Source organism: Sphaerisporangium album (assembly GCF_003323745.1).
GTDB lineage: Bacteria > Actinomycetota > Actinomycetes > Streptosporangiales > Streptosporangiaceae > Sphaerisporangium > Sphaerisporangium album.
This window is the reverse complement of record NZ_QOIL01000010.1, coordinates 21029-46445: the sequence shown is the minus strand read 5'-3', so window position 1 is coordinate 46445 and position 25417 is coordinate 21029. Positions and strand designations below refer to the sequence as shown.

General features: G+C 70.5%; 23 protein-coding genes. 7 read left to right on the top strand and 16 right to left on the bottom strand.

Features of this window, described 5'->3' with window-relative positions:
• Positions 1-353 precede the first annotated feature (353 nt).
• A complete protein-coding gene (locus DQ384_RS18665) occupies positions 354-1289 on the bottom strand; it encodes an SDR family oxidoreductase (protein WP_114030131.1) in 936 nt (311 codons plus the stop codon).
• Positions 1290-1407: 118 nt separating this feature from the next.
• On the opposite strand from DQ384_RS18665, the gene DQ384_RS18660 reads away from it, so the two are divergent.
• Positions 1408-1974, top strand: coding sequence for a TetR/AcrR family transcriptional regulator (locus DQ384_RS18660; protein WP_114030130.1), 567 nt, complete (start codon positions 1408-1410; stop codon positions 1972-1974).
• 161 nt (positions 1975-2135) lie between these two features.
• On the opposite strand, the gene DQ384_RS18655 is transcribed toward DQ384_RS18660, so the two are convergent.
• Complete coding sequence (locus DQ384_RS18655) at positions 2136-3521, bottom strand: helix-turn-helix domain-containing protein (protein ID WP_114030129.1); 1386 nt, start codon at positions 3519-3521, stop codon at positions 2136-2138.
• Positions 3522-3732: 211 nt separating this feature from the next.
• Here DQ384_RS18655 and DQ384_RS18650 point away from each other — a divergent pair, with 211 nt between their 5' ends.
• The 3 genes from DQ384_RS18650 to DQ384_RS43960 all read left to right on the top strand — a co-directional run bounded on the left by DQ384_RS18650 (position 3733) and on the right by DQ384_RS43960 (position 5186).
• The gene (locus DQ384_RS18650; RefSeq protein ID WP_220183007.1) at positions 3733-4122 is read left to right on the top strand and encodes an ATP-binding protein; all 390 of its coding nucleotides are present in this window, start codon (positions 3733-3735) and stop codon (positions 4120-4122) included.
• 92 nt (positions 4123-4214) lie between these two features.
• Complete coding sequence (locus DQ384_RS40460; protein WP_147268819.1) at positions 4215-4493, top strand: hypothetical protein; 279 nt, start codon at positions 4215-4217, stop codon at positions 4491-4493.
• 6 nt (positions 4494-4499) lie between these two features.
• Positions 4500-5186 carry a Clp protease N-terminal domain-containing protein gene (locus DQ384_RS43960; RefSeq protein WP_342769429.1) on the top strand — a complete coding sequence of 229 codons (687 nt, stop codon included), beginning with the start codon at positions 4500-4502 and terminating at the stop codon, positions 5184-5186.
• Positions 5187-5270: 84 nt separating this feature from the next.
• Here DQ384_RS43960 and DQ384_RS18640 read toward each other — a convergent pair whose 3' ends face one another.
• The gene (locus DQ384_RS18640; protein ID WP_114030126.1) at positions 5271-6305 is read right to left on the bottom strand and encodes a GNAT family N-acetyltransferase; all 1035 of its coding nucleotides are present in this window, start codon (positions 6303-6305) and stop codon (positions 5271-5273) included.
• A 266-nt stretch (positions 6306-6571) separates the two neighbouring features.
• On the opposite strand from DQ384_RS18640, the gene DQ384_RS18635 reads away from it, so the two are divergent.
• On the top strand, positions 6572-8215 hold the full coding sequence (locus DQ384_RS18635; protein WP_114030125.1) for an amidohydrolase: 1644 nt from the start codon (positions 6572-6574) through the stop codon (positions 8213-8215).
• 132 nt (positions 8216-8347) lie between these two features.
• On the opposite strand, the gene DQ384_RS18630 is transcribed toward DQ384_RS18635, so the two are convergent.
• The 11 genes from DQ384_RS18630 to uvrA all read right to left on the bottom strand — a co-directional run bounded on the left by DQ384_RS18630 (position 8348) and on the right by uvrA (position 22189).
• Positions 8348-8695, bottom strand: coding sequence for an RNA polymerase-binding protein RbpA (locus tag DQ384_RS18630; protein WP_114030124.1), 348 nt, complete (start codon positions 8693-8695; stop codon positions 8348-8350).
• Positions 8696-8774: 79 nt separating this feature from the next.
• The gene (gene secG / locus DQ384_RS18625; protein WP_114030123.1) at positions 8775-9005 is read right to left on the bottom strand and encodes a preprotein translocase subunit SecG; all 231 of its coding nucleotides are present in this window, start codon (positions 9003-9005) and stop codon (positions 8775-8777) included.
• Between the two features lie 128 nt (positions 9006-9133).
• Positions 9134-9919: a triose-phosphate isomerase gene (gene tpiA / locus DQ384_RS18620; protein WP_114030122.1), complete on the bottom strand. Its 786-nt coding sequence runs from the start codon at positions 9917-9919 to the stop codon at positions 9134-9136.
• 7 nt (positions 9920-9926) lie between these two features.
• Complete coding sequence (locus DQ384_RS18615) at positions 9927-11114, bottom strand: phosphoglycerate kinase (RefSeq protein WP_114030121.1); 1188 nt, start codon at positions 11112-11114, stop codon at positions 9927-9929.
• A complete protein-coding gene (gene gap, locus DQ384_RS18610; protein WP_114030120.1) occupies positions 11114-12118 on the bottom strand; it encodes a type I glyceraldehyde-3-phosphate dehydrogenase in 1005 nt (334 codons plus the stop codon). The genes DQ384_RS18615 and gap overlap by 1 nt, the downstream gene beginning before the upstream one ends.
• A 441-nt stretch (positions 12119-12559) precedes the next feature.
• Entirely contained in the window at positions 12560-13540 is a 981-nt protein-coding gene (whiA, locus tag DQ384_RS18605; protein ID WP_114030119.1) for a DNA-binding protein WhiA, read from the bottom strand.
• Positions 13541-13678: 138 nt separating this feature from the next.
• Entirely contained in the window at positions 13679-14596 is a 918-nt protein-coding gene (locus DQ384_RS18600; protein WP_114030337.1) for a gluconeogenesis factor YvcK family protein, read from the bottom strand.
• Positions 14597-15147: 551 nt separating this feature from the next.
• Positions 15148-15990 carry an RNase adapter RapZ gene (gene rapZ / locus DQ384_RS18595; protein WP_114030336.1) on the bottom strand — a complete coding sequence of 281 codons (843 nt, stop codon included), beginning with the start codon at positions 15988-15990 and terminating at the stop codon, positions 15148-15150.
• A 281-nt stretch (positions 15991-16271) separates the two neighbouring features.
• Positions 16272-18164: an excinuclease ABC subunit UvrC gene (gene uvrC, locus DQ384_RS18590; protein ID WP_220183022.1), complete on the bottom strand. Its 1893-nt coding sequence runs from the start codon at positions 18162-18164 to the stop codon at positions 16272-16274.
• A 406-nt stretch (positions 18165-18570) separates the two neighbouring features.
• A complete protein-coding gene (locus tag DQ384_RS18585; protein WP_114030118.1) occupies positions 18571-19050 on the bottom strand; it encodes a Rieske (2Fe-2S) protein in 480 nt (159 codons plus the stop codon).
• A 298-nt stretch (positions 19051-19348) separates the two neighbouring features.
• Entirely contained in the window at positions 19349-22189 is a 2841-nt protein-coding gene (gene uvrA / locus DQ384_RS18580; RefSeq protein WP_114030117.1) for an excinuclease ABC subunit UvrA, read from the bottom strand.
• A 179-nt stretch (positions 22190-22368) separates the two neighbouring features.
• Between uvrA and DQ384_RS18575 the strand changes: the two genes are divergently transcribed.
• Together DQ384_RS18575 and DQ384_RS18570 are read left to right on the top strand one after the other, a co-directional pair.
• Complete coding sequence (locus DQ384_RS18575; RefSeq protein ID WP_220183006.1) at positions 22369-23142, top strand: maleylpyruvate isomerase family mycothiol-dependent enzyme; 774 nt, start codon at positions 22369-22371, stop codon at positions 23140-23142.
• Positions 23139-23783: an MBL fold metallo-hydrolase gene (locus DQ384_RS18570; RefSeq protein ID WP_114030115.1), complete on the top strand. Its 645-nt coding sequence runs from the start codon at positions 23139-23141 to the stop codon at positions 23781-23783. Before DQ384_RS18575 ends, DQ384_RS18570 begins: the two co-directional genes overlap by 4 nt.
• 76 nt (positions 23784-23859) lie before the next feature.
• Here the strand turns inward: DQ384_RS18570 and pssA are convergent, their stop codons facing one another.
• A complete protein-coding gene (pssA, locus tag DQ384_RS18565) occupies positions 23860-24693 on the bottom strand; it encodes a CDP-diacylglycerol--serine O-phosphatidyltransferase (RefSeq protein ID WP_114030114.1) in 834 nt (277 codons plus the stop codon).
• Entirely contained in the window at positions 24686-25333 is a 648-nt protein-coding gene (locus tag DQ384_RS18560; RefSeq protein WP_245966589.1) for a phosphatidylserine decarboxylase, read from the bottom strand. The genes pssA and DQ384_RS18560 overlap by 8 nt, the downstream gene beginning before the upstream one ends.
• Between the last annotated feature and the right edge of the window lie 84 nt (positions 25334-25417).

Below are 25417 nucleotides of genomic sequence, written 5' to 3'. Positions count from 1 at the left end.
CAGAAAGCAGGCCAGGCGAAACAAGATCAACGCTCTTCACGCCTGCCGATACTCGCACGTCGAGAAACCATGCGCCCGTCGAGCGAGCCTCGGTCCTCTGAGGCGGGAGACGAGAGCCGGCTCGCACAAAATTGCGCAACGCACTCCACGGCTCATCTCACTTGAAATCCGGATGATGGTGCCGGTTATCAAGCCGCACTGCGAAAGATGTTCACTGAGGAGGTGTGCGTAAGATCACCGGTGGCGAGGCGGAAGTTCCCATAGTGGCGATCTATGCTCAGGCCCGCAGAATCTTCGGCCTCCCAACCGGCGCAGCTGGGTCAAGGGTGGCGATCCCGTCGTGGCCTGGCGGGTTATACGGATGGGTTGTGAAAGTAATGGCCCTTGTCGAGGTCGTCGATGAGGCCGGGGTGCGTCGGCTGCCACCCCAGCAGCTCGCGGGTCAGCGCACTGGAGGCCGGGCTGTCGGCCGCGAGGAAGCCGGCCAGCCAGGCGAAGTGCTCGCCCGCGTCCTCCGGTGAGATGGCCGCCACCGGGAGGCCGAGCTGCCGGCCGATCACTTCGGCGACGGCGCGGATCCGCACGCCCTCGTCGGCGACCGCGTGCAGCACCGATCCCGCCGGGGCGTTCTCCAGCGCCAGGCGGAAGAGGTGCGCGGCATCGATCCGGTGCGCGGCGGGCCAGCGGCTGAGCCCGTCGCCGATGTAACCGGAGACGCCCTTGGCACGGGCGATGCCGACCAGGGTCGCCATGAAGCCGTGATCTCCTTCGCCGTGCACCGTCGGGGGGAGTCGCACAACGGACGAGCGGACGCCGCGGGTGGCCAGGGAGAGCGTCATCTGCGCAGTGGCCAGCCGAGTCTGCGGACCGCCGCTCAGATGCGCCGTAGCCGACTTGGGATCAAGCCCATCGCGTTCGGTCGCCACACGCCCCGGTGCGAGCCCGAGCGTCCCGGAGGCGATGACGAGCGGCCGATCAGATCCCGCGAGCGCCTCGCCGAATACCTCGACGGCGCGGCGATCCGCGTCGGCAGCGCTTTGGAAGCCCCCCGAGAAGGCGATGTCGTGCTTGAACGCCAGGTGGATCACGCCGTCCGACGCGGCCGCCGCACTCCGCAGGCCGTCGAGATCGTCAAGAGTGCCGCGACGTACCTCTGCCCCCGCCGCGGCGAGGGCGGCGGCCGAGGCATCCGAGCGTGCCAGCCCGATGACCTGATGGCCCGCGCCGATGAGCTCGGGAACGACGGCGGAGCCGATCCAGCCGGACGCGCCGGTGACGAAAACGCGCATGAGAAATCCTCCGGGTAAGCCGACCGTCCTGGGCACAGAGCGCACACCAGGACTGATGTCAGTTGCTGTCATCAGCATAGTAGTCATGTCAGGCGCTGTCATCAAGTACGATCTATGCATGGGGCGATGGCAGCCGAACGCGCGTGGCCGGCTTGAGCAGGCGGCACTGGAGCTCTACGGTGAGCGCGGGTTCGAACAGACCACGGTGGCCGAGATCGCCAAGCGGGCGGGGCTCACGGAGCGGACGTTCTTCCGGCACTTCGCCGACAAACGCGAGGTTCTCTTCGCGGGCGGGGTCATGCTGGAGGATCTGCTGGTGCGCGCCATCGCCGATGCGCCCGATTCCACGACGCCGATCGAGGCGACGATCGCGGCCCTGGAAGGCGCCGGCGCCCTGCTCCAGGAACGCCGCGAACGCTCCCGGCAGCGCCAGGCCGTCATCGACGCGAACGCGGAGCTACGCGAGCGCGAGCTGATCAAGCTCGCGACACTCGCCTCGGCGCTCGCCGGCGCACTGCGCCGTCGCGGCGTCACAGACCTGGCCGCGAGCCTGACCGCCGAGGCGGGAATCGCCATCTTCAAGGTCGCGTTCGAGCGCTGGATCAAGGAAACCAACGAGAAAGAGCTGCCACAGATCATCCGGGAGTCACTCGACGAGCTCAAAGCCGTGACCGCGGGCAAGTGATCATCGACGGCAGGCCGGGCGCGACGCGCCACCGCCGCTCCACGGGCTTCACCATGCCTGGCCGGGGAGCCTCCAGGCTGCCGTAGGCCACCCGCCCCATCACCATCACCGGCACCGGCACCGGCACCGGCACCGGCAAGTCACGACCTTCGGCTGCAATGCTAGGCCGCGAGGAGTTCGTCATACCGTTGCCCGAACTCCGACGACTCCCCCGCCGCTTCTCTCAATGGCATTAATTCCTGCAAGGTCCGCCGTGATCCGCTGACGAGGGGCAACAGTTGGAGCCCTTCAGAAAGGGCATCGGACTTCGCCCCTGAGATCAGCAAGGCATTTGCCAGGCAAGAGCGGTAATAAGTCCGGTTCCGCTCCCCTATCGACGGCTCCGCGAGCAGGATTCGGAAACGGTCCGCGGCGATGACCGGCTTCGCGAGCGCCATCGCCGTCAGACCCTCGAAGTAGATCAACGTGTTCTCGGTGACGAACCCGGCCCAGTCGGGGTCGTCCTGGTGTGCCCCCCGGTCAATCTCGCGCCACGCCGTGGAGATGGCCTTGCGGCACGCGATCTCATCGCCCATGACGGCGTGAGCCGTGGCTTCCCGGACGGCGAGCAACGCGTACACCCGGGGCGTGGCCCACGTACGAGCGGCCTCCTTCCCAGCGGTCACGGCATGCAGCGCCTCACGCGCACGCCCGGGACTTGTCCGGGCCTGCCGTATGGCCTGCATCGCCAGGTAGGAGGCGACGTTCACGCGGAGCTGCTCGTCACCGGAGTACTCCGCGTACATATGGGCTTCGCCGTACAACTGCCGCGCCAGGTTCTGGTCGCCCGAGTCATAAGCGAGCCAGCCCGCGCACACGCACAGTTCTCCGGCCGTGGACAGAAGACGACGGCCGATCGACTCACTGAAGTCAGCCTCGTCCAGCATTCGCCGTACACGGGTCACCTGGTGCAGGGCGGGGGCGAGCAGGAGACCGCCGCCGATTCGCTGGTCGTCGGCGTAAAGACGCTGGGTCGTGGCCCTGAGATGCTTGATATGAGCGATGTCGACGCGGTCGGGCACGTGCAGAGGGCCCCACCCCATTCCCGCCACGAGACTTCCGGCAAGGACTCCGGTGAAGTGCCGACGGTTCATATCCATGTCCGGATTTATGCCCTCTTGCGGTGGATCTGCCACAAGGTTTCCCGTGAGCAGTGGAATGAGGGCATGGCGGGGCATGGCGATGGTGTCGGTGAAGCGGAGGAGTTCGCGGATGTCGTACAAGGTGTTGCGTTCGCCACTTTCGATGCGGTTCACCGTGCTCTGGGACCAGCCGGCCAGGCTCGCGAGTTCGAGCTGGCTCAGCCCCATCGCGGCGCGGATGCTCGTCAGGAACGCCGCCATGTCCGCCGACGCCAGCGCCTCGCGTACCGGCGCCGAATCCCACAGCCACGCCGGCGCGGCGGGCCGCGCGCCCCGACTCGCCCGCGCGCACGGAGCACACGCCGGATCTCGGCTGTAACGGCTCAGCAGAGTCTTCCGGCACCGCGGGCACAGCCGCTCGTCCATTCACCCACTCCTCACCCCGCGAGATCCGGCGGGCGCGTCAAAGTACGACCATCCCGAGGTCGTCGGCCATGCCGGATCGTCCTAACTTTGAGCAAGCATACGATGACGCTCCGACGTTTTCGCTTGACGCTTCTCCCCCGACGCTGACAACCGCCCGCGCGAAGGGCGGACGGCCTGCGAGAGGAGCAGCGTGATGTGTTCAGGCGAGCGTGTGAGTGACGTCTTCGTCGTGGTCTCGACGATCGACCAGGTGCCCCTCGCCCGACACCGGGCGGTGAAGACTCTCGAATCGTGGGGCCTGGACGAGGAGACGGTCTTCACCGCGAGCCTGATCGTGACGGAGCTGGTGACGAACGTCGCCGAGCACGCCGCCGCCGAATCGCCGACCGCGACCGTCGCGCTGGCCGCCGACGCCCGCTGGGTCACCGTGGCCGTGCACGACACCCACCCACGGCTCCCCCGGGCTCTGGCGACGCCGCACGACGACGGCGGCCGGGGCCTGCGGATGGTCATGCTGCTGACCGAGGAGGCGGGCGGCGTGCACACCGTCGAACCGACGGCCATGGGCGGCAAGCACATCGTGGTCCACCTGCCCCGGTGACCTCCCACAAGCGAATTCGCCCACGAGAACCCTCGGCGACCTGCACGGAGACGCACTCTCCGGATGCAGGATGGTCCTGGCCCGCAAAAGTCATGAAACGTTCCGCGCGGGCCGCCGGGGTGGAGGCGGAGGTCAAGGTCCTGGAGATCCGGCCGTACGCCGACCTGCGCGACTACACGGCCAACCGGGACATCGCCTACCGCGCCGGGGACTCGCGCAACAGCGAGATCCTCGCTGCGCACCTGGCTGCGGATCGCCGACGACCGCCTGCCCGGCCGGGTGGTCTACGGCCGCGAGTGACGCGGACCGGCTCCGCGTCGCCGTCCTCTCCGTCCTCTCCGCGAAAGGGGCAGCCATGGCGGGAAAGGTGACGCATAGTGGAATTTGCCACCGAGTCCGCCCATGGAACCGGTGATCTCCACCGAACCCCCGCGGAGGCCCCCGTGTTCGAGCGCTTCAGCGATTCCGCCCGCCGCGTCGTGGTCGTCGCCCAGGAGGAGGCGCGGCGCCTGGGTCATCGCACCATCGGCACGGAGCACGTCCTGCTCGGGCTGCTGGGCGAGGGCACGGGCCTGGGCGGCACGGTCCTGCGCGAGACGGGCCTCACGCTGGACGCGGCGCGGGCCGACGTCGAGGAGATCGCCGGCCGCCAGGAGGCGTCTCCGATGGGGCACATCCCGTTCACCCCGTACGCCAAGAAGCTGCTTGAACTGTCCCTGCGCGAGGCGCTGCACCAGCGGGACAACTACATCGGCACCGAGCACATCCTGCTCGGCCTGCTCCGCGAGCCGGCGGGCGTCGCCGGGCAGGTCCTGGAGCGGCACGGCGTCGACCCGGACGGCCTGCGGGCACGGCTCGCCGAGGAAGCGGAGGGCCGCACCGGCCGGCCTCTGGGGCCGCTCGGCGAGGGCTCGGTCTTCCTTACCTCCGGCCCGTCCTTCGCCACCCGCCTGGACCGCATCCAGGCGAGCCTGGACCGCATCGAACGGCGGCTCGACGCCTTCGGAGTGCCGCCCGCGCCGGAGTCCGACGGGGGCGAGGGGCCACGGCGGCAGGCCGAGTGACGCGGCCCGTGTTCGCCGGGGCCGGTCGGCCGTGATCCGCGGTCCCCGAGCGTCCCCGGAGCACGGCCGGCCGGTCCCGGGGGCTCAGGACGGGCGGGGAAGGGCCGCCGTCGCGCCCGCGGCGATCCGTGCCTCCAGCACCCCCGGGTCGTCGGTGTAGGCGAGGGTGGCGCCGAGGGAGAGCAGCAGGCGGCGCATGCGCGCGTTGTCCGAGAGCAGGCCGGCCTTGACCTCCGCGAACCCGAGGTCGCGGGCCTCCTGGAGCAGCATGCGGGCCAGCGCGGAGCCCAGGCCGCGCCCCTGCCAGCGGTCCTCCACCAGGAAGGCCATCTCGGCGATGCCCGGATCCGGGCTGAACAGCAGGCTGGCGATGGCCACGACCTGGCCGTCGTACCCGGCGACGAGCGAGTGCCCGCGGTCGCGGTCGCAGAGCCGGTCGAACATGCGCGGCGGCAGCGACGGCATGGCGGTGAAGTACCGGAACCGGCGCGAGTCGGGCGAGCAGCGGTCGTGCAGGTCGCGGACGGCCTCGCGGTACAGGTGGGTCAGCGGCCGCACCCGCACCTCGATGCCGTCGCTGAGCGTCACGGGGCGCTCGGCGGGAATCGTCTCGGCCGGCGGCTGCGCCAGGCGCACGAGGGCCGCCGCGCGGGCGGACTCGGTGAGCGTGAACGGCAGCCCGATGCGGCGCAGGCGGATCGCCCGGCGCGGCGCCACGGGGACGGTCAGCAGGGTCGGGTCCGGCAGGTCGGACAGGTCCGCGCCGTACACCCAGCGCGCGTCGTCGGCCCGTAGCAGGTCGGCCAGCACCTCCGGCAGCCGCCACGGCGCGGCGCGCAGGCGGGAGGCGAGCAGCAGGACGCGCGTCGGCTCGTCGGTCAGTTCGTGGGCCGTCGCGGGGACCACCTGGACACGACGCCCGCCGGCCGCCTCCAGCGCCTCCCGCACGGTTTCGGCGGAGGCCGGGATGTCGGCGACGAACTCGTCGACGGTGCCGTCGGTGTCGGGCTGCACGCTCAGCCCGAGGATGTTGCCGCCCTTCGCCGCCAGCGCGGCGGTGAGGGAGGCCAACCGGCCCGGCCGCTCGTCCACGGTGGTGCGGATCCGCAAAAAGCCCATCTAAACCCCCTGGTGTCCAGAGACCAGAGTGCCGCCGGACTGTTACGAGACTGCTACACATGGATGAGCCGGTCGTTTCGTTTACGTAGTTTGTTGCCAAACAGGCGTTTCCGCGGGATACGCCGCGAACCGCCCAGGTTCTCGGTGGCCACGCTGCGGTCCTGCGACGGATATAGCAGGATAAGGCGGCGTAGTCGCACCACCCCACCATCACCACAACAGGCAGGAGGAGGGGTTCCCGCCCCGCGGTGACCCCGGATTCTTCGATGACCGATCTGCTCTTCCGCGGCGGCCCCGCGTTCACCCGGGCCACGCGCTCCGCCGGCCGCTCCACCCCGCGCTTCGCCGAGGCGGTGCTCGTCCGCGACGGGCGGATCGCCGCCGTCGGCGACGAGGACGAGGTCCTGCGGCGGGCGCGTCCCGGGCACGAGACCGTGGACCTCGGCGGGAGGCTGCTCACGCCCGGGTTCGTCGACGCCCACATCCACCCGGTGCAGGCCGGACTCGAACGGGCCAAGTGCGACATCTCACAGGTGTACGGCCTGCCCTCCTACCTGGAGAAGATCGCCGGCTACGCCGCCGCGCACCCGGACCACAAGTGGATCGACGGCGGAGGCTGGGACATGTCCGCCTTCCCCGGCGGGCTCCCCCACCGCACGCAGCTCGACTTCCTGGACAGGCCCGTCTACCTCATCCAGCGCGACCACCACGCCGCGTGGGTGAACACCCGCGCCCTGGAGATCGCCGGGATCACCGCCGAGACCCCCGACCCGGCCGACGGCCGCATCGAGCGCGACGCCGACGGCGCCCCGAGCGGCGTCCTGCACGAGGGAGCCATGGACCTGGTCGGCCTGCTCACCCCGCGGCCCACCGAGAGCGACATCGACGCGGCGCTGATGGACGCCCAGTCCTACCTGTTCTCCCTCGGCATCACCGGCTGGCAGGACGCGATCGTCGGCTCGTACGCGGGCTCCGACGACCAGTACCCGGCCTACATCTCCGCCGCCGAGTCGGGACGGCTGAAGGCGCACGTCGTCGGCGCGCTGTGGTGGGACCGCACCCGGGGCGCCGAGCAGATCGAGGAGATGACCGAGCGCCGCGCCCGCTCCGTCGGCCGGTTCCACGCCCGGTCGGTCAAGATCATGCAGGACGGCATCCCGGAGAACTTCACCGCCGCCGTGATCGAGCCGTACTGCAACTGCGGCCCCGACCAGCGCGGCCTGTCGTACGTGGACCCGGCGCTGCTGAAGGGCTACGTCGCCGAGCTGGACCGGCGGGGGTTCCAGGTGCACTTCCACGCCATCGGCGAGCGGGCCGTGCGCGAGGCCCTGGACGCGCTGGAGGGGTCGGCCCCGGCCAACCGCCACCACATCGCGCACGTGCAGATCATCGAGCCGTCCGACATCCCGCGCTTCGCCCGGCTCGAGGTGACCGCCAACCTTCAGCCCCTGTGGGCCACCCACCACATGCAGATGGACGAGCTGTGCATCCCGTTCCTCGGCGAGGAGCGCTCCGGCTGGCAGTACCCGTTCGCCGACCTGGTGAAGACCGGCGCCCGGCTGTGCGCGGGCAGCGACTGGCCGGTCTCGTCCGCCGACCCGCTGCAGGGGATGCACGTGGCGGTCAACCGCACCGAGCCCGGAGGATCGGTGCACGCGGATTACCCCACCGCCCAGACGCCGTTCCTGCCCCGGCAGAGCCTCGACCTCGCCACGGTCATGGCGGCGTACACGCAGGGATCGGCCCGGATCAACCACGACGACGAGGCGGGGGTCATCGAGGAGGGCATGCGCGCCGACCTGGTCGTGCTGGACCGCGACCCGTACGCCCTGGAGCCCCAGGACATCTGGACCACCCAGGTCGCCATGACGTTCGTCGACGGCGAGGCCGTCTACGAGCGTCCCGCCTGACCACGTCCCTGGAGTCCCTGGAGTCCCTGGAGTCCCTGGACGGCCGCCCCGGTCTCCCGAGGTCGCAGAAGGCCCCCGCGACGTCCGCGGGGGCCTTCTGCGTACACCTTTTGCTCGGCGCTCGGCCGGGCTCTACCAGTGGGTGCGGCTGCTGCTGCGCAGCCGCTCCAGGGCCTCGGCGAGGATCGCGGCGCCGTCGGTGTCGCTGCGCCGCTCCTTCACGTAGGCCAGGTGAGTCTTGTACGGCTCGTTTCGCGGAGGCGCGGGCGGGGCAGACTCGTCCTGACCGGCCGGGAGACCGCACCGCGGGCAGTCCCAGTATTCAGGGACGGCGGCGTCGCTGGCGAAACTCGGACGGGTCTCGTGCATGTTGGCGCACCAGAACGAGACCCGCACTCGAGGGGCCGCCTCGCCACGCTCGGCCTCGCCCATCGGGCCGGCGCCGACACGGCTACCACGGATCGCGTTGCCACTACCCACGGATGAACTCCTCGCTAGATCGCCCCCGCCCTGAAGCGGGGGAAAGAATCACTGTCAGGCCCGGACCCGGGCGGGCGGCTTACGGTTTGAGGATCAGGCCCAGCGCGATGATGCAGACGAACCAGATCGTGCCGGTGATGATCGTGAGACGGTCGAGGTTCCGCTCCACCACCGAGGACCCGCCGAATGACGACGTGAACCCGCCGCCGAAGAGGTCCGAAAGGCCTCCGCCCTTGCCCTTGTGGAGCAGCACGAGCAGCACCATGAGAGCGCTCGACAGGATGAGGGCGATCGAGATGCCAATAGTCACCGGTGACCTGTTCCCTGTTACGCGCGCCGCAGCGCGACCTGACCTGCCCGACCTTCGCCGGGTGACGATTCAAAGTATCTCTTCGAGGGTACGTCGTAATGTCAACTCGCACCTCCGAAACAGCTCAGCTAGCCCGACAATTCGCCAAAACGGCAGATCTTGGCGAACTCGACCGGGTCGAGGCTCGCGCCACCGACCAGGGCGCCGTCGACATCCGGCTGAGCCATGATGCCGGCGATGTTGGCGGACTTGACCGACCCACCGTAAAGGATACGGATGGCGGCGGCCACCTCGCCGTCGTACAGCTCGGCGAGTCGCGCGCGGATCGCCGTGCAGACCTCCTGCGCGTCGTCAGGGGTGGCGACCTCGCCGGTGCCGATCGCCCAGACCGGCTCGTAGGCGATGACCAGCGACTTGGCCTGGTCGGCCTTCACGCCGTTCAGCGCGATGTCGAGCTGCGACAGGCAGTAGGCGACGTGACCATCGGCCTGGCGGATGGCCAGGCCCTCCCCCACGCACAGGATGGGCGTGAGCGAGTGACGGTAGGCCGCCTGCACCTTGGCGTTGACGACGTGGTCGTCCTCGCCGTGGTACTCGCGCCGCTCGGAGTGACCGGCCAGCACGAACGTGCAGCCGAGCTTGGCGAGCATCGAACCGGAGATCTCCCCGGTGTAGGCCCCGCTGTCATGGACCGACAGGTCCTGCGCGCCGTAGACGATGCGGAGCTTGTCGCCGTCCACCAGCGTCTGCACACTGCGCAGATCGGTGAACGGGGGCAGCACCGACACCTCGACGCGGTCGAAGTCCTTGTCGGTCAGCGAGAACGCCAGCTTCTGGACGTGCGCGATGGCCTCGAGGTGGTTGAGGTTCATCTTCCAGTTGCCGGCGATGAGCGGCTTGCGGGCGGTGCTCATGTGTCGGTCAGTCCTCCAGCGCGGCGAGTCCGGGCAGGGTCTTGCCCTCCAGGTATTCCAGGCTGGCCCCGCCACCGGTGGAGATGTGGGAGAAGCCGTCCTCGGGGAGACCGAGCTTACGCACGGCGGCGGCGGAGTCGCCACCACCGACCACGGTGAACGCGTCCGCGGCGATCAGCGCCTCGGCCACGGCGCGCGTGCCGCCGGAGAACGCGTCGAACTCGAACACGCCCATCGGGCCGTTCCAGAACACCGTGGCGGCGTCGGACAGCTTGGACGCGAACAGCTTGCGGGTCTCCGGGCCGATGTCGAGCCCCTCGCGGTCGGACGGGATCGCCGTCGCCTCGACCGCCTCGTGCTCGGCGTCCGCCGCGAACCCTGTCGCCGCGAGGACGTCCACCGGCAGGACGAGCTCGACACCGCGCTTGCCCGCCTCGGCGATGAAGCCCCGGACCTTGTCGAGCTGGTCCTCCTGCAGCAGCGACTTGCCGACCTCGTGGCCCTGGGCCTTGAGGAAGGTGTACGCCATGCCGCCGCCGATGATCAGGCGATCGACCTTGGCGAGCAGGTTGGCGATCACGCCGAGCTTGTCGGAGACCTTCGCGCCGCCGAGCACCACGGCGTACGGACGCGCCGGGTCCTCGGTGAGCTTCTTGAGGACCTCGACCTCGGCCACGATCAGGCCGCCGGCGGCGTGCGGGAGCCGCTTCGGGACGTCGTAGACGCTGGCGTGCTTGCGGTGGACCGCGCCGAACCCGTCGCCGACGTACAGCTCGGCGAGGCCGGCCAGGCGGTCGGCGAACGCGCCGCGCGCCTCGTCGTCCTTGGACTCCTCGCCCGGCTCGAAGCGCAGGTTCTCCAGCAGGGCGACCTCGCCGTCGGCCAGGCCCTCGGCGATGCTCTGCGCCGATTCCCCGACGACGTCGGAGGCGAACTTCACCGGGGCGCCGAGCAGCTCGCCCAGGCGGGCGGCCACCGGGGCCAGGGAGAACTCCGGCGCCACCTTGCCCTTGGGACGGCCGAGGTGGGCGCAGACGATGACGCGCGCGCCGCGCCCGGCCAGCGACGAGATCGTCGGGACCGAGGCGCGGATGCGGCCGTCGTCGGTGATGGTGTCCCCGTCGAGGGGGACGTTCAGGTCGGCGCGCACCAGCACGCGCCGGCCCTTGACGTCGAGGGAGTCGATGGTCCGCATCAGAGCTGGGAACCCACCAGCTCGATGAGGTCGCCGAGGCGGTTGGAGTAGCCCCACTCGTTGTCGTACCAGCCGACGACCTTGACCTGGTTGCCGATGACCTTGGTCAGGCCGGAGTCGAAGATGCAGGACGACGGGTCGGTCACGATGTCCGAGGAGACGATCTCGTCCTCGGTGTAGCTGAGGATGCCGCGCAGCGGGCCCTCGGCGGCGGCCTTCAGCGCCGCGTTGACCTCCTCGACGCTGGTCTCGCGGGCGACGTCGACGGTCAGGTCGGTGGCCGAGCCGGTGGGGATCGGCACGCGCAGCGCGAAGCCGTCCAGCTTGCCCTTCAGCTCCGGCAGCACCAGGCCGATGGCCTTGGCGGCGCCCGTGGAGGTCGGCACGATGTTCAGCGCGGCGGCGCGGGCGCGGCGCAGGTCCTTGTGCGGGCCGTCCTGGAGGTTCTGGTCCTGGGTGTAGGCGTGGATGGTCGTCATCAGGCCCTTCTCGATGCCGAAGGTGTCGTTGATGACCTTCGCCATGGGGGCCAGGCAGTTGGTGGTGCAGGAGGCGTTGGAGATGATCGTGTGCGACGCCGCGTCGTACTTGTCGTCGTTGACGCCCATGACGATGGTGATGTCCTCACCCTTGGCGGGCGCGGAGATGATCACCTTCTTGGCGCCGTTCTGGGCGTGCACCCCCGCCTTGGCGGCATCGGTGAACAGGCCGGTGGACTCGAGGACGACGTCGACGCCCAGGTCGCCCCACGGAAGCTTGGCGGGGTCGCGCTCGGCGAACACCTTGATGGCCTTGCCGTCGACCGTGATGTCGTCGGCCGAGCTCTTGACCTCGTACGGCAGGCGGCCCAGGATGCTGTCGTACTTCAGCAGGTGTGCAAGGGTGGCGTTGTCGGTCAGGTCGTTGACGGCGACGACCTCGATGTCCTTACCGCTGGCCGCCACGGCACGCCAGAAGTTGCGGCCGATACGGCCGAAGCCGTTGATGCCTACGCGGATGCTCACGGAAACAGATCTCCTCGAACGTCGTACGCCGGCTCGAACCGGCGTCGTGGCGGGCTGAAACCTCAGATAACCCTACCGGGTGCCAATTGGTGTAGACCACGTGGCTCCACCCTTCGCACACCGGCCTCGGTAAGGATAACGTCCCCCCTGGTCAAAGCCCTGATCAATATCGTCGGGCGCACCGCCGCGCCGCATGCCGAGGCCACGGGAATCCCGCGATTCCCATCCGAATGGACCGTCCGCGCCTTCACGCGGGATCGGTCACGGCGTAGACAAGCACGCATATCTCCACAATGCGCCCACGTCCCTCCAGCCACAGCGGTCCCACTCGCCTGGTGACGATCCGGCGGCCGCGGTCGGCCACGCCCCCTCCGCGTCCGGCCGTCAAGGGCCGTGGGGAGGCGGCGGGCCTCCAGCTTGGCGGTCGCCGAGTGGGACCGGTCAGGGGGCGAGCATGTCGGCGGTCAGGTTGGCGTCGGTGCTGGCGATGCCCAGGTCGGACGCCCGCTTGTCGGCCATCGCGAGCAGGCGGCGGATGCGGCCGGCGATGGCGTCCTTGGTCAGCGGCGGGTCGGCGATCTGGCCGAGCTCCTCCAGGGACGCCTGCTTGTGCTCGACGCGCAGCCGCCCGGCCACCACCAGGTGCTCGGGCGCGTCGTCGCCGAGGATCTCCAGCGCGCGCTGCACGCGCGCGCCCGCCGCCACCGCGGCGCGCGCGGACCTGCGCAGGTTGGCGTCGTCGAAGTTGGCCAGGCGGTGGGCGGTGGCGCGCACCTCGCGGCGCATGCGGCGCTCCTCCCAGGCCAGCACGCTGTCATGGGCGCCGAGGCGGGTCAGCAGCGCGCTGATCGCGTCGCCGTCCCTCACCACCACCCGGTCGACGCCGCGCACCTCACGCGCCTTGGCGTGGATCTTGAGCCGCCGGGCGGAGCCGACGAGCGCCAAAGCGGCCTCGGGCCCGGGGCAGGTGACCTCCAGCGACATCGAGCGGCCCGGCTCGGTCAGCGAGCCGTGGGCCAGGAAGGCGCCCCGCCAGGCCGCCTCGGCGTCGCACGTGGCCCCCGACACCACCTGCCGCGGCAGGCCCCGCACCGGCCGCCCGTGGTTGTCGATCAAGCCGGTCTGGCGGGCCAGCGCCTCACCGTCGCGATACACCCGCACGACGTACCGCGACCCCTTGCGCAGCCCGGCGGGCGCCAGCACCAGCACCTCGGCCTTGTGCCCGAAAACCTCGCCGATGTCCTTGATCAGACGCCGGGCGGTGACATTGGTGTCGAGCTCGGCCTCGATGACGATGCGCCCGCCCACCAGGTGAAGCCCGCTCGCGAACCGCAGCAGCGTCGACACCTCGGCCTTGCGGCAGCAAGGCTTGAGCACCGCGAGCCGACTCAGCTCGTCCTTCACCACACCCGTCATGGCCATGTGCGTGTGTCCTCCCCCATACAGACCCGTCTCCTGGTCGGAGCCGCCTCGTCGCGCCACGCGGAAGCGGCCGCCAGGCGACGCGGCTCCATCGGCCCTCGGCAAGTCTCTCGCACCCCGTGGGCTCGCTGACCAGGATCAACGCTTCCCACGGAAAATCTCGTCCAGGACCAAGGCAAGCCGTCGTGCATCATGTCTCGGCGAGCCGTCGGAGGCGGCGACGTCGGCCAGCACCAGGCGCGCGCCGAGCGCGTCGGCGGCCTTCTCCAGCTCGTCGCGGTCCCCGGCGACCCGGTGGTCGGCCAGCACCACGTCGATCGTCAGGTCGGGGGCGTGCTCGCGCAGCACCTGCAGGTGTTTGCCCGCGGAGAAGCCGTCGGTCTCGCCGGGCTGCGGCGCGAGGTTGAGCGCGACCGCCCGGCGGGCGGCGGTGCCGTGCAGCGCCTCGGCGAGCCGGGGCACCTTGAAGTGCGGCATCACGCTGGTGAACCACGAGCCGGGGCCGAACAGCACCCAGTCGGCCTCGGCCACCGCCCGGACGGCCTCGGGGCAGGCGGGCGGGTCGGCGGGCACCAGGGAGATCGCCTGGACGTTGCCCGGGGTCAGCGCGCAGGCGACCTGGCCGCGGACGACCGTCACCCGCCCGTCCAGCTCGACCTCGGCCTCGATGTCGATCGGCACCGACGCCATGGGCAGCACCCGGCCGTGCGCTCCGAGCAGGCGGCCCACCCAGTCGAGCCCCGCCACCGGGTCGTCGAGCAGTTCCCAGAGCGCCACGATGAGCAGATTCCCGACCGCGTGCCCGTGTAACTCGCCCTCGCTGCGGAAGCGGTGCTGGACGACCTTGCTCCAGGTCTGGCCCCAGTCGTCGTCCCCGCACAGCGCCGCGAGCGCCATGCGCAGGTCACCGGGGGGAAGGACGCCGAGTTCGCGCCTCAGACGGCCGCTGGAGCCCCCGTCGTCGGCGACCGTGACCACTGCCGTCAGCTCGCTCGTGACCCGCCGCAGGGCCGACAGAGAGGCGTACAGGCCGTGCCCACCACCGAACGCGACCACCTTCGTGCCCTGGCCCACGCGATCTCCTCTCGGTTGCGAGCGACGGCCCCGCCGAGGCCGCCCCTCACCCTCACCGCCCGCCACCGGGCCCGGCCCTGCGCCGCCCCCACCGCCCGCCATCGGGGCCGGCGCCCCGGCCTCACCAGAACCCGGCGACCGGCTCCCCGAGGCGCCCGCACCGGCCACGCCCTTCCAGGCACCGAGGGCGGGACCGGCGGAGAAGCGCGCGCCACGGGCGACGGCAGGCCCCCAGGCCGCGACAGCTCCGCGAGAAACGGAAACGGCCGCGCCACGGGCAACGGCGGCCCCCCAGGCGACCGCCCGGCCCCGGGAAGCGGCCGCGCCGGAGGGAATCGCCGCACCAGGGGAGAACCCACCTGGGCCGGGCGCGCCGTCCGGGACCGGCCCGGCGGGCGGTAGAGCGTGCCAACGGGCGCGCGGGAACGCCGGATGGAGGGGACGTTCGCCGCCCTCCTCCCCGGCGTCGTCGCCGAGGCGCCCGCCCGGGGCCTCACCTCGGGACGTGCCCGGTGACGCCCCGCTCTCCTCGCTCACTCGCGGCCCACATCCCGATGGCTCACCTGCACTTCCATGCCCCGCTCGCGCAACCGGGCGCCGATCTGCTCGGACATGGCCACGCTGCGATGCTTGCCACCGGTGCAGCCCACGGCGAGGGTGGCGTATCCCTTGCCCTCGCGGACGTAGCCGGCGGCCACGACGCCCAGCACCTCTTCGTAGGCGTCCAGGAACTCCTTGGCGCCCGGCTGGCTGAGGACGTAGTCGCGCACGGGGGTGTCGAGGCCGTTCATGGCGCGCAGCTCGGGCACCCAGTGAGGGTTGGGCAGGAACCGGCAGTCGACCACGAGGTCGGCGTCGACCGGGAGGCCGTACTTGAAGCCGAAGGAGACGACGTTGACCCGCAGACCGGGCCGGTCCTCACCGCCGAAGAACGAGATGATCTTCCCGCGCAGCTCGTGCACGTTGAGCGAGGACGTGTCGATGACCAGGTCGGCGTTGGCGCGGACCTCGCGCAGGATGCCGCGCTCCCGGGCGATGCCGTCGACCAGCCGGCCCTCGCCCTGGAGCGGGTGGGGACGCCGGACGTTCTCGAAGCGGCGCACGAGCCCCTCGTCGCTAGCCTCCAGGAACACCACCCGGACGGCGACGCCGCGCGCCTCCAGCTCCTCGATCGCGGAGTTGAGGTCGGTGGTGAAGGCCAGGCTGCGCACGTCCACGACTGCGGCGACCTTGTCGGTGGCGAGCTTGACCCGCCCGGCCTCCTCGGCCATGGCGAAGAGCATGCCCGGTGGCAGGTTGTCGATGACGAACCAGCCGAGGTCCTCCAGGGCCTTGGCGGCCGTGCTGCGGCCGGCCCCGGACATTCCGGTCACGATGACGAACGCGGTGTCTCCCGCCGCGCGCCGCTCCCCCGGCGGCTGGACCGCGCCATGACCGCCAGGGGCCGTCCCGGAGACGTCCGCGGCGCCCGGCGGCGCGCCCACGTCCGGCCGGTCGCCCGGCAGCGGGACGACCTGGTCGCCGGGTAGCGGGACGACGTCCTGGCCGCCCTCGGGCGACGCCGGGACGCCCGGGACGCCGTGCGGCGGCGCGGGCGGCGCGCCCGGCGTCGACGGCCCGGTGCCGTGGTCGTCTTCGTGCCGGTTCGTGTGCTGGTTCACGTGCCCTCCCCCTTCAGTGCCGCAACGATCGCCTCGGCCGTGGAAAGACCGATGCCGGGAACCTCGCGGATCTCGTCGACCGTGGCTCCGCGTAACCGCTTGACGGATCCGAAGCGCTTCAGCAGAGCCTGCTTACGCGCCGCGCCGAGCCCGCGAATGTCGTCCAGAGCGCTCTCTTTGAGCGACTTCGCGCGTTTGGATCGATGGTAGGTGATGGCGAATCGGTGAGCCTCATCGCGCACCCTCTGGAGAAGATAAAGGCCTTCGCTGCTGCGGGGCAGGATCACGGGCTGGTCGTCGCCCGGAAGCCAGACCTCCTCCAGCCGCTTGGCCAGCCCGCTGACCGCGACGTCGTCCACGCCGAGCTCGTCGAGCGCGCGCCGGGCCGCCGCCACCTGGGCCGGGCCGCCGTCGACCACGACCAGGTTGGGCGGGTAGGCGAACCTGCGCGGCCTGCCGGTCTCGGGGTCGATCGGCTCGGGGTCGAGCTCGCCGACGGAGGAGCGCTCCTCCAGGTGGCGCCTGAACCGCCGCGAGATCACCTCGTAGATCGAGGCGACGTCGCCCTGCCCGGCCGTGCCGCGGATCGCGAACCGGCGGTACTCGCTCTTGCGCGCGAGGCCGTCCTCGAACACGACCATCGAGGCGACGACGTCGTCACCCTGCAGGTGGGACACGTCGTAGCACTCGATGCGCAGCGGCGCCTGGTCGAGGTCGAGCGCGTCGGCGATCTCCTGGAGGGCGCGGCTGCGGGTGGTGAGGTCGCTCGCCCTGCGGAGCTTGTGCTGGGCCAGGGACTCCTTGGCGTTGCGCTCGACGGTCTCCATGAGCGTCTTCTTGTCTCCGCGCCGGGGCACCCGCACCTCGACCCGGGAGCCGCGCTGCTCGCTGAGGAGCTCGGCCACCGCGTCGGCCTCGGGCGGGAGGTCGGGTACGAGGACCTCACGCGGCACCGCCTCGGGCGCGGCCTCGCCGTACATCTGGAGCAGGAAGTGCTCGACGAGCTCGCCGGGCGTGGCCTCCTCGACCTTGTCGACCACCCAGCCGCGCTGGCCCCGGATACGGCCGCCGCGCACGTAGAACACCTGGACGGCGGCCTCCAGCGGGTCTTCGGCGAGCGCCACCACGTCGCAGTCGGTGCCCTCGCCGAGCACCACGGCCTGCTTCTCCAGCGCCCGCTGCAACGCCTGGATGTCGTCGCGCAGCCGGGCGGCCCTCTCGAACTCCTCGGCGGAGGCGGCCTCGCGCATCTCGCGCTCCAGGCGCTTGATGAACCGGCCGGTGTTGCCCGCCATGAAGTCGCAGAAATCCTCGGCGAGACGGCGGTGCTCCTCCTCGCTGACGCGCCCGACGCACGGGGCCGAGCACTTGTCGATGTACCCCAGAAGGCAGGGGCGGCCGATCTGGCCGGCGCGCTTGAACACCCCCGCCGAGCAGGTGCGCACCGGGAACACGCGCAGCAGCAGGTCGACGGTCTCGCGAATCGCCCAGGCGTGGGAATAAGGACCGAAGTATCGGGTGCCCTTGCGCTTGGCGCCCCGCATCACCTGAACCCGCGGGTAGTCCTCCCCCATGGTGACGGCGAGGAAGGGATAGGACTTGTCGTCGCGGTATTTGACGTTGAAGCGGGGGTCGAACTCCTTGATCCAGGAGTATTCGAGCTGGAGGGCCTCGACCTCCGTGCCGACGACCGTCCAGTCGACACCGGCGGCGGTGGTGAGCATCGTCTGGGTGCGCGGATGCAGGCTCGCGAAGTCGGCGAAGTAGGAGTTGAGCCGCTGGCGCAGGCTTTTGGCCTTGCCGACATAGATGACCCGGCCATTGGCGTCCCTGTACCGGTAGACCCCCGGGCAGTCGGGGATCGACCCGGGCTCGGGCCGGAAACTCAAGGGGCTTTTCGCGGGTCTCACCACACCTCAAAGCCTATCCGGACCCGCCGACAGAATAGGGCGATCGGACGCCCGGGGGGCCGGAGGCCAGGACGGACGATCATCGGCGCGGGCACGCCGACGAAGGGCGGCACCACTTCCGCGCGGCCACCCCGCGATCCCCTCGCGACCGGAACGCCCCCCGGTGCACGGCCGCCCGCGCGCCAGAACGGCCACACGGAAGACCGGCGGGAAGAGCGGGGCAGTAACACCGGGGTTAACCATCGCAATACAGATATGAGCGATATATCCGCGCATATTCGGTGAAGTTCGGTCCGGACATGACTACGGGCGAGGGTGAAGGGCACCGCCCCCTTCACCCCCGCCCGGCGACCGAACCGCTGGGGGCTAGTTCACGGCCATGACGTCACGCGAGACTGATCGAGTCGCCGTCGACCTTGACCTGCTTCTCTTCGAGCGGCTTCTTCGCCGGGCCGGCGGTCACCGAACCGTCCGAGATGCTGAACTTGCTGCCATGGCAGGGACAGTTGATGGTGCCGCCGGACACGGCGTTGACCGGGCAGCCCTGGTGGGTGCAGATGGCGCTGAACGCCTTGAACTCCCCGTCGCTGGGCTGGGTGATGACGACTCCCTGGTCCTTGAAGACCTTGCCGCCCCCCTTGGGGATGTCGCTCGTCTTCGCCAGACCACCGCCCGAGCCCCCGGCGGAGTCTCCGCCGGCCGTCGCGTCGCCCGCCGCCGAGGAGGCCGGAGCGGGGCCCGAGGAGGAGCCGCCGTCCACCGTGGCGGATGAGTCGCCCCCACTGCACGCGGTGAGCACCACGGCCAGTCCCGCGCCGCTCGCGCCGAGCATCATCGCACGTCGTGTGGTTTCCGTGTCCGTCATGATCGCCTTCCTAGAGATCTCTTACCCGTGCTACGGCTCCCGCCGCGGGTTGGTTCAGCATGGGCGAGAAGTAACTCAGGAAGTATGAACAATCACGCGCAACACCCGAGTCAAATGTCACTCCTACAACGCCAAACTGAACCACCGCCCTCCCGACGGAGGATGCGGACGAGGGGTCGAGGACGGATCGGACGATTCCCGGGTACACGCCAGTACACGCCAGGCCCAGGAGGACGGCGGCCCGCGGCGCACGCTCGCCCGGCGCCGCCGGCCCGCGTCCCCCGGGCGCGGGAGGCGGTCAGCTGCCGAGGATCTTGCTGAGGAAGCGGCCGGTGTGGCTCTCTTCGATGCGCGCGACCTGCTCGGGAGTGCCGGTCGCGAGGACCTGACCGCCCCGGGACCCGCCCTCGGGTCCCATGTCGATCAGCCAGTCGGCGGTCTTGATGACGTCGAGGTTGTGCTCGATGACGATGACCGTGTTCCCGCCGTCGACCAGGCGTCCGAGCACGCCGAGCAGCTTGCGGATGTCCTCGAAGTGGAGGCCGGTGGTGGGCTCGTCCAGCACGTACACCGTGCGGCCGGTGGAGCGCCGCTGGAGCTCGGAGGAGAGCTTGACCCGCTGGGCCTCGCCGCCCGACAGCGTGGTGGCGGGCTGCCCCAGCCGGACGTACCCGAGACCGACCTCGTTGAGCGTCTTCAGGTGCCGCTTGATCGCCGGGATCGCGTCGAAGAACTCCAGGGCCTCCTCGATCGGCATGTCGAGGACCTCGGAGATCGTCTTGCCCTTGTAGTGGACCTCCAGGGTCTCCCGGTTGTACCGGGCGCCGTGGCAGACCTCACAGGGGACGTAGACGTCCGGGAGGAAGTTCATCTCGATCTTGATCGTGCCGTCGCCGGCGCAGGCCTCGCAGCGGCCGCCCTTGACGTTGAAGCTGAACCGGCCGGGAAGGTAGCCGCGGACCTTGGCCTCGGTGGTCTGCGCGAACAGCTTGCGGACGTGGTCGAACACCCCGGTGTAGGTGGCCGGGTTGGACCTCGGCGTACGGCCGATCGGGCTCTGGTCGACGTGGACCACCTTGTCGACCAGGTCGGTGCCGGTCACGCGGGAGTGCCTGCCGGGGACCGTCTTGGCGCCGTTGAGCTCCTTCGCCAGGGCGCTGTAGAGGATGTCGTTGACCAGCGTCGACTTGCCCGAGCCCGACACCCCCGTGACCGCGGTGAACACGCCGAGCGGGAAGTCGACGTCGACGCCCTTGAGGTTGTGCTCGCGGGCGCCCTTGACGGTCAGCTTGCGCTTGGGGTCGCGCTTGCGCCGGACCGCGGGCACCTGGATGCTCCTGCGCCCGGCCAGGTAGGCGCCGGTCAGCGAGTCCTCGCTGGCGAGCAGGTCCTGGACGGTGCCGGAGACGACGACCTGGCCGCCGTGCTCACCGGCGCCGGGGCCGATGTCGACCACCCAGTCGGCGGCGGCGATGGTGTCCTCGTCGTGCTCGACGACGATGAGGGTGTTGCCCATGTCGCGCAGGCGGATCAGCGTGTCGAGCAGCCGCTGGTTGTCGCGCTGGTGCAGGCCGATGGACGGCTCGTCCAGGACGTAGAGGACGCCGACGAGGCCGGAGCCGATCTGCGTGGCCAGGCGGATGCGCTGGGCCTCGCCACCGGCGAGCGTGCCCGCCGCGCGGTTGAGGGTGAGGTAGTCGAGGCCGACGTCGAGCAGGAAGCCGAGCCGGGCGTTGATCTCTTTGACGACCCGTTCGGCGATGTGCATGTCGCGCTCGGACAGCGTGAGGCCGCCGAGGAACTTCGCGCACTCGCCGATCGACAGGGACGACACCTCGGCGATCGAGCGGTCGCTGACCGTCACGGCCAGCGAGACCGGCTTGAGACGGGCTCCCTTGCAGGTGGGGCAGGGGATCTCCCGCATGAAGCCCTCGAAGCGCTCGCGGCTGGAGTCACTCTCGGCCTCGGCGTGCCGCCGCTGCACCCACGGGATGACGCCCTCGAACGCCGTGTAGTAGGAGCGCTGCCGGCCGTACCGGTTGCTGTAGCGGACGTGGACCTGCTCGTCGTGGCCGCGCAGCAACGCCTTCTGCGCCTGCTTGGACAGCCGCTCCCACGGCGTGTCGAGGTCGAAGCCCATGGCGTGCCCGAGCGCCTCGACCAGGCGGATGAAGTAGTCGCTGGTGTGGCCGCCGGCCCAGGGGGAGATGGCGCCGTCGCCGAGGGACTTCTCGGGGTCGGGGACGACGAGCTCGGGGTCGACCTCCATGCGGGTGCCGAGGCCCGTGCAGTCGGGGCAGGCGCCGAACGGCGAGTTGAAGGAGAACGAGCGAGGCTCGAGCTCCTCGAACGACAGGTCGTCGTAGGGGCAGTAGAGGTGCTCGGAGTAGAAGCGCTCGCGGCCGGGGTCGTCCTCGGCCAGATCGACGAAGTCGAGGGTGATCGTGCCGCCGGAGAGCTGGAGCGCGGTCTCGACCGAGTCGGTGAGCCGGCGTCGCGCGCTCTCTTTGACCGAGAGACGGTCGACGATGACCTCGATATCGTGCTTCTCGTACTTTTTCAGGGTGGGCGGCTCTTCGAGCCTGACGACGGTGCCGTCGACCCTGGCCCGTGCGAAGCCCTTGGTCTGGAGCTCGCGGAACAGCTCGGCGTACTCGCCCTTCCTGCCGCGGATCACCGGGGCCATGACCTGGAAACGGGTGCCCTCGGGCAACTCCAGGACGCGGTCGACGATCTGCTGCGGGGTCTGCCGGGCGATGGGACGGCCGCACGCCGGGCAGTGGGGCTTGCCGATGCGCGCCCACAGCAGACGCAGGTAGTCGTAGACCTCGGTGATCGTGCCGACGGTGGACCGCGGGTTGCGCGAGGTGGACTTCTGGTCGATCGAGACGGCCGGCGACAGGCCCTCGATGAAGTCGACGTCGGGCTTGTCCATCTGCCCGAGGAACTGCCTGGCGTACGCCGAGAGCGACTCGACATAGCGGCGCTGCCCCTCGGCGAAGATGGTGTCGAAGGCCAGGCTGGACTTACCCGAGCCGGACAGCCCGGTAAAGACGATCAGAGCGTCTCGCGGAAGGTCGAGCGAGACGTCTTTGAGGTTGTGTTCGCGGGCGCCACGAACGATCAAGCGGTCGGCCACAGCAGATCTCTCATGTCCGTTCATGATCCACGGCAGCCGAGCTAGGGCCACCTTTGACTAGTCGCCGCCACTCTAACGACGGGGTCCGACAGTTTTCTTCCGGTCGGGAGATGGCCCCGCGAGGAGACGGAAACCCGGGGTGCGCACGACCGTGAGGGCCTGACGCGATGATGGTGTTCATGAGCGTTCTGGACGACCTTGGGACCGAACTCGACGCCGCCACCAAGCGGCTGCTCGCGACCGCGGCCGCGATGCCCGATCGGGACGTCACGGCCCCCTCCCTGCTTCCGGGCTGGACGCGCGGCCACGTGCTCACCCACGTCGCGCGCAACGCGGACAGCCATGTCAACCTGCTGACCTGGGCCAAGACGGGCGTGTTCACACCACAGTACCCAACGCCGGAGGCTCGGGAGGCACAGATAGCCGAAGGCGCGGGAAGGGCCGCCGCCGAGCAGCACGCCGACCTGATCGCGAGCTCGGCCCGGTTCGACGCGGCCCTTCGCGAGATGCCCCCGCAGGCCTGGCACGCGACCGTGGCGGGCATGACCGGTACCGGCCACCCCGCCTGGTACGTGCTGGTCCGCAGGGTCCGGGAGGTGGAGATCCACCACATCGACCTCGGCGCGGGCTACACCCGTGCCGACCTGCCCGACGCGTTCGTCCTGCGTGAGCTGCACGACGCGGTGGCGATGTGGCCGCGCGCCGGGAGTCCGATCAGCGCGATCCACACGGGCGGGCGCAGCTGGACCGGTCTCGGCGAGGGCCCGGAGCTGCGCGGGGACGCCCCGCTCGTCCTGGCCTGGGTGACCGGACGCCTGGACGGCGACCCTCGGACGGCGGGCCTGGAATTCACGGGGCTTAGGCTGGCGGAGAGGCCTCCGGCGGCGCCGAAGTGGCCGACGATGTCCGCGCCGCCCGGCCTCCCGCCGACGCCTCCTGAGGAGTACCCATGACATACACCGGTGACGTGACGGCCGGCGGCCCCGCCGACGTGCGTGACCTGCCCGGCCTGACGATCAGCAAGATCGAGGTCGGGGACTTCGGGAACAACGCGTACCTGCTGCGGTGCCGCGAGACCGGCGACGGCGTGCTCATCGACGCCGCCAACGACGCGCCCCGCCTGCTCGAGCTCATCGGCGACCGGCCGATCAGCAAGATCATCACCACCCATCGGCACCCGGACCACTGGATGGCGCTGGCCGAAGTCGCCAAGGAGACCGGCGCGGAGACCATCGCCCACCCGCTGGACGCCCCCGAGCTGCCGGTGCCGGTGACCCGCCCGGTGGAACACGGCGCCCGCGTCAGCGTGGGCGTGGCCACCATCGAGGTGATCCACCTGCGCGGCCACACGCCCGGCTCCATCGCCCTGCTCTACCAGGACGGTCACCTGTTCACGGGCGACTCGCTGTTCCCGGGCGGAGTCGGCAACACCCAGGGGGACGCCGCCCGGTTCGACCAGCTCTACACCGATGTGGTGGAGCGTGTCTTCGACCGGCTGCCCGACACGACCTGGGTGTACCCGGGTCACGGCAAGGACACCACGCTCGGGGCCGAGCGTCCCGCGCTGCCCGAGTGGCGCGCCCGGGGCTGGTAGCCCCCGCCCGCGAGACGAGACCGGCCCGGCACCTGATGAAGGAAGGTGCCGGGCCGGTCGAGCGCGAAAAGGGGGGCTAGCGCACGCTTTCGGTGACCTTGCGCTCCTTGCGCTGCTCACGCTTGAACATCAGCACGCGCAGCGGGATCGCCGACACCAGTGCGATCTGCATGCAGGCGCCGATCTGGATCAGGAGGTCACCGCCGGCGAGGTCGGCCGCCCAGATGATCAGGCAGGCGACGTTGACCATGATCCACGCCAGCACGACCGCCGCCAGGTTGCCCTTGGGCTTGGGGTACTCGATGCGGCTGACCATGAGCCACGCGACGGCGAAGACGCCGATCACCGTCGGGTAGGACGGCTGGAAGAGCAGCACGATCGACACCACGGTCATGGCGCCCATGGGAATGGGCAGGCCCATGAAATCGCCGCTCTTGGTCTTCACGCAGGCGAACCGCGCCAGCCGCACGACCCCCGCGACCAGCACGGACACGGCGGCGCACAGCACCAGCCACAGGGGAAGCCTGTGGGAGAAACCCGCCCAGGCCACCACCATGAAGGCGGGGGCGAACCCGAAGCTGATCACGTCGGCGAGGTTGTCCAGCTCGGCGCCCATGGCCGAGGCACGGAACCGCCGCGCGACGAGCCCGTCGAACAGGTCACAGGTGGCGCCGATCAGCAGCAGCACCACCGCCGTGGCGAAATAGCGCGGATCGGGCTGGAACTCGCCCTTCGACTGCTGGAGCTGGGTGATCGCCGACCACGCCAGCACGCAGACCGCCAGGAACCCGCAGACCGCGTTGCCGAGGGACAGCGAGTCGGCGGCGGACAGCCGGAACGCCTTCCCGACCGGCCCCCGCGGCTCCTCGTCCTCGCCCAGGTCGTCCATGGACCATCCCGCGTCAGCCATGGTCAATGCGAGTCACTCCTGCCGTCGTCCGCTGCCCCACGCTCACCGCGGGGGCGATCCCTTCTGGAAGGTAGATGTCCACCCGCGACCCGAAGCGGATCAGGCCGATCCGCTCGCCGCGCGAGACCTTGGCGCCCATGCCGACGTAGGGCACGATGCGGCGGGCGACGGCTCCGGCGATCTGCCACAGCTCGATGTCACCGAGGGCCGTGGCGAAGTGCCAGACGACCCGCTCGTTCTGGTCGCTGTCCTTGTTGAACGCCGGGCGGAACCCGCCCGCCACGTGCTGGACCGAGGTGACCGTGCCGTCGAGCGGCGCGCGGTTCACGTGGACGTTCAGCGGGCTCATGAAGATCGCCACACGGATGCGGCCGTCCGGCTGGGGGTCGATGCTCTGCACCACGCCGTCGGCGGGGCTCAGCACCAGCCCGGGACCGAGGTCACGCTCGGGATCCCGGAAGAACCAGAGCATGGCGCCGGTCAGGGCGGCCAGCGGAGCCGCCGCGAGCACCCACGGGCGGGACCGCCGGGCCAGCGCCGCCGAGATGACGGCGGCCGTGGCGGTGGGGGCCAGCCAGGGGGAAACGCCACGAGCCAGCCGCACGCGGCGACGGCCGTGGTTGGGCGAATCGTTGGACACAGGGAACCTTTGTGATGATTGCGGCCAGAGACCGGATTGTGACTTATCGCCGAATGCTACCCAGCTCGCGGCTCCCGCATAGCG

Bases quoted from the DNA above. Each gene is read 5' to 3' on its own strand.
- DQ384_RS18635 (WP_114030125.1), top strand. From the start codon at position 6,572: ATGACCGATCTGCTCTTCCGCGGCGGCCCCGCGTTCACCCGGGCCACG.
- DQ384_RS18640 (WP_114030126.1), bottom strand. From the start codon at position 6,305: ATGGGCTTTTTGCGGATCCGCACCACCGTGGACGAGCGGCCGGGCCGG.
- DQ384_RS18665 (WP_114030131.1), bottom strand. From the start codon at position 1,289: ATGCGCGTTTTCGTCACCGGCGCGTCCGGCTGGATCGGCTCCGCCGTC.
- DQ384_RS18575 (WP_220183006.1), top strand. From the start codon at position 22,369: ATGAGCGTTCTGGACGACCTTGGGACCGAACTCGACGCCGCCACCAAG.
- DQ384_RS18570 (WP_114030115.1), top strand. From the start codon at position 23,139: ATGACATACACCGGTGACGTGACGGCCGGCGGCCCCGCCGACGTGCGT.
- DQ384_RS18585 (WP_114030118.1), bottom strand. From the start codon at position 19,050: ATGACGGACACGGAAACCACACGACGTGCGATGATGCTCGGCGCGAGC.
- DQ384_RS40460 (WP_147268819.1), top strand. From the start codon at position 4,215: ATGAAACGTTCCGCGCGGGCCGCCGGGGTGGAGGCGGAGGTCAAGGTC.
- tpiA (WP_114030122.1), bottom strand. From the start codon at position 9,919: ATGAGCACCGCCCGCAAGCCGCTCATCGCCGGCAACTGGAAGATGAAC.
- whiA (WP_114030119.1), bottom strand. From the start codon at position 13,540: ATGGCCATGACGGGTGTGGTGAAGGACGAGCTGAGTCGGCTCGCGGTG.
- DQ384_RS18655 (WP_114030129.1), bottom strand. From the start codon at position 3,521: ATGGACGAGCGGCTGTGCCCGCGGTGCCGGAAGACTCTGCTGAGCCGT.
- DQ384_RS18615 (WP_114030121.1), bottom strand. From the start codon at position 11,114: ATGCGGACCATCGACTCCCTCGACGTCAAGGGCCGGCGCGTGCTGGTG.
- pssA (WP_114030114.1), bottom strand. From the start codon at position 24,693: ATGGCTGACGCGGGATGGTCCATGGACGACCTGGGCGAGGACGAGGAG.
- DQ384_RS18660 (WP_114030130.1), top strand. From the start codon at position 1,408: ATGGGGCGATGGCAGCCGAACGCGCGTGGCCGGCTTGAGCAGGCGGCA.